Consider the following 3305-nt stretch of genomic DNA (forward strand, 5'->3'; position numbering starts at 1 on the left):
GGTACATGGAGCGAACAGGCATTTGCGTTGTCAACCCGAGCGCATTCGCTTCGGCGGCGCCGGTTGGAACGATGACTTCGCCGCGTTGCGCCGCGAGGGCCTCGACGGCCTGTTCCACGGACGGGGCGCGCGTTCCAAACCGGCTTTTGATCGGTCGCAGGTAAACCCCGCGCCCGGCACGGATCAACTGGCCACGCTCGGCAAGGCGCGACAAGGCCTGATCCACACCGGCACGGCTCCCGAGGTGCAGCAGGCCCTTTGCGGCAAGTGGCGCTCCTTCCGGAAGCCCCTCTGCATGAGTCAATATCTGTTCGGCGAGGCTCTGCATGATCGTTCTCTTGTCAGAAATTTACGCAGTTTTCTGACAGAATTCAATCTGTGCTGTTGAGCGAGGTGAAGAGGGTGGTGGTTTCGTGCCGTGGGTAGCAGGCTGGTCTTCGGTGATTTTCCTTGTGAGAGCAGGCTTATTGCAATCCCTGCAGTTGCAGGCATTCCTTGACGGCTGCAGCCCGCCTCTGGTCCAGGTACTCGGCCAGATCATCGATATGGACGCCTTTGGCGCATTTCTGCGATGCTTTCATACGGATTAGGGGGAGGGCGATGGAACCCGCCGAGACTTTACGGATGAACTTGTCGGTACTCAGGCCGAAAAAATCCCTGGCGACATCCTCAGCGGGAATGATCGGTCGCCCGGAATACATTGCTATCAAGAGAAACGCCGTGTTCATGATCCCGGAATGAAGCACGATGGCATCGCTGGGAGAAGGGCGCGCAGCGGGTTGGCGGGGAAGCGGATAGCATGGCGCGCAAATCGGACGGTTGCGTTGAATCGGGGAGACTATTGGGAGCGCGTGAATGGGTAGTGTGCACAGGGGCTTGGGCCTTTTGTGCGCGAGCCCCTACGCCAGGCAAAGCTACTGGAAAGAACGCGACACCAGTGCGGCATTTGCGGTGCAGACAACCCGACATACCGCTGAGGCGCTGCCACACTGGTGATGCCGGCAAGAGGAGGGGCATCCAGGCCCTGGCAGCGCATTGAGGGCCGAGCCCTCTGCGCTCACCGACCAGAAGGCTTTGGCTTCGGCTGATGCAGGCGTCGGCTGGTGTTCTTGCGGAAGGTGTTGCGCAGATCCTTGTTGATCAGGTCGATGTCGAACCAGTCCGGGTCGAAATGTCCGCCGGCCCAGCGAAGGTTGGAGCTGTGGTCCTCATGGTTCGGGTCGCGGATGGGCCCGAGGAAATCGGCATAGGACCAGGGGCCGCCGACATCCTCGGGTGGCCGGGCACGGGCGCCTTCGGTGCATTCTGTATGGCGGGGCAGGGGATCGAGGGATAGCCACTCCTCGATCCGGATCACATGGGTCCAGTCATCGCCAAAGTCGTAGAGGTAAGTGAAGGTCAGATCCTGGCCGGTGAAATCCGCCAGCCTGACCCCGGCGTAGTCGAAAAGGTGCGGACCGCCGAAACCATCCTCAAGCTGATCGGGGTCGCCATAGCGCAGCCCGCCGATCCGGAACTCATGCAGATGGCTGTCGGTCCAGCTGAACGCGGCCTGCAGCACCAAGTGCAGCCTGTCGAGCGTCCAGTCAGACGGCACGACAAGTCGCCGCCAGATCGGCGGGTCAATCTTCGCCAGAGAGACATGCAGGCGGACGGCATTCGCGGGCTGGTGCAAGGCAGGTCCCCCCCGTTCAGATCGCAAAATCCTCGAGCGATTTTCCCGCAGCCAGCGCCTCGGCGATCCATGCCGGTTTGCGCCCACGGCCGGACCAGGTGATTTCGGCGTTTTCCGGATGGCGGTACTTGGGCGCAGACGCCGCGCGTTTCCGGGTGGGAGCGGCTTCCGCAAGCTCGTCGAAGCTGAAACCGAGTTCGCGGGCTAATTCGTCAACCTTGGCGCGGGCCTCGGCCTTCCGACGGGCCTCGAAACTGGTGATGGCCTTCGCAACATTCTTTTGCAACTGCTTCAACTCGGCGAGCGACAAGGCGTTAAGATCGATATCCGTCATTTGGTCCTCTTTTATTTCCCGTTGGCTTTGATCCCGAGCTCTCGGGAAGGAAGGCGTCCGGCGCTGGAAAGTAGGCACCGCGATTGCGTGTCAGATAAGCGCAGATATCGTGGGGATTACAACACGTCGGGGATTGGGGCTCGCGAGTGTTGGCTTTTGCCTTTTTACGCCTGGCTCGGTTGACTGCGAGGATTGTCTGGGGGAAAGCCTTCCCCCTGGTCGGCATTGGCGTTACCGACACACCCCCATCAGCGGGGAGACCCCGCAACGCCCCCTGAGAGTGAAAGTGCGGGCGGGTTTTCCGTGACGGGTTGAGGGCTGGAGGAGAGGCCTCCGGCGCCCGTCGCGGAGATCATCCCGATGGCCAGAGAGCATCGCGCGGCCCGCAAGAGCGGCCTGCGCACCAACCTTTATGACGACATCACCGACAAGATCATCGCCGAGCTGGAGGACGGCCGGCTGCCCTGGGTCCAGCCCTGGGGGACGGCGGCGGCGCAAGCGCCGCTCGCCATGCCGCGCAACGCCAGCACGGGTCGGCAGTATTCCGGGATCAATGTCCTGATCCTCTGGGGAGCCGTGATCCAGCAGGGCTATCCAACCCAGCATTGGTTGACCTTCCGCCAGGCGCTGTCGCTCGGCGGTAATGTCCGCAAGGGCGAGCGCGGCACAACCGTCGTTTATGCCGACCGGTTCACGCCTGACGACGAGAAGCGCCGTGCCAGGGAGGCCGGGGAAGACGCCAACAGCATCCCGTTCCTGAAGCGCTTTACCGTATTCAATGCGGCCCAGTGCGAGGGGCTGCCCGACGACATCGCCGTCGAGGCACCACCACCGCCGCCCGGGCTGATCGAGCCGCGGGTCGAGGCATTGATCGCGAAGACAGGTATCGACTTCCGGATCGGTGGCAACCGCGCCTTCTATGTTCCCGCGCTCGATTACGTGCAGGTGCCACCTCCGCAGGCCTATTTCGAGCCGATCAACTGGCACAGGACCGCCCTGCACGAGATGGGGCACGCGACAGGACATGCCTCACGGTTGGGGCGGGACTTCTCGGGCGGTTTCGGCACGAAGACATACGCCTTCGAGGAGCTGATCGCCGAGATTTCGAGCGCGTTCTGTTGCGCCTCGCTCGGGATCGTCCCGACCGTCCGTCATGCCGATTACATCGGCTCCTGGCTGGAGGTGATGCGCGAGGATTCCCGCGCGATCGTCCGCGCCGCCTCGCAGGCCAGCAAGGCGGCCGACTGGCTGCTGGCCCATCTGCCCGACGACAGCACCGATGTTGAGCGGCAGACC

At 62.8% G+C, this 3305-nt stretch carries 5 protein-coding genes; 1 reads left to right on the forward strand and 4 read right to left on the reverse strand.

Features of this window, described 5'->3' with window-relative positions:
- The 4 genes from ACEQXV_RS04680 to ACEQXV_RS04695 all read right to left on the reverse strand — a co-directional run.
- The coding region (locus ACEQXV_RS04680; RefSeq protein ID WP_370268126.1) for a DUF6088 family protein at window positions 1-328 on the reverse strand (328 nt) is incomplete at its 3' end.
- Window positions 329-464: 136 nt separating this feature from the next.
- Window positions 465-728: a pyocin activator PrtN family protein gene (locus tag ACEQXV_RS04685; RefSeq protein ID WP_370268128.1), complete on the reverse strand. Its 264-nt coding sequence runs from the start codon at window positions 726-728 to the stop codon at window positions 465-467.
- A 329-nt stretch (window positions 729-1057) separates the two neighbouring features.
- Complete coding sequence (locus ACEQXV_RS04690) at window positions 1058-1675, reverse strand: plasmid pRiA4b ORF-3 family protein (RefSeq protein ID WP_370268129.1); 618 nt, start codon at window positions 1673-1675, stop codon at window positions 1058-1060.
- A gap of 16 nt (window positions 1676-1691) precedes the next feature.
- The gene (locus ACEQXV_RS04695; protein ID WP_370268130.1) at window positions 1692-2009 is read right to left on the reverse strand and encodes an H-NS family nucleoid-associated regulatory protein; all 318 of its coding nucleotides are present in this window, start codon (window positions 2007-2009) and stop codon (window positions 1692-1694) included.
- A 360-nt stretch (window positions 2010-2369) separates the two neighbouring features.
- Here ACEQXV_RS04695 and ACEQXV_RS04700 point away from each other — a divergent pair.
- Window positions 2370-3305, forward strand: a 936-nt coding sequence (locus ACEQXV_RS04700) for an ArdC family protein (RefSeq protein ID WP_370268132.1), incomplete at its 3' end; no start/stop codon positions are given.

It is taken from the genome of Nioella sp., from assembly GCF_964229645.1.
In the GTDB taxonomy this organism is placed as follows: domain Bacteria; phylum Pseudomonadota; class Alphaproteobacteria; order Rhodobacterales; family Rhodobacteraceae; genus Nioella.

Bases quoted from the DNA above. Each gene is read 5' to 3' on its own strand.
- ACEQXV_RS04695 (WP_370268130.1), bottom strand. From the start codon at position 2,009: ATGACGGATATCGATCTTAACGCCTTGTCGCTCGCCGAGTTGAAGCAG.
- ACEQXV_RS04685 (WP_370268128.1), bottom strand. From the start codon at position 728: ATGAACACGGCGTTTCTCTTGATAGCAATGTATTCCGGGCGACCGATC.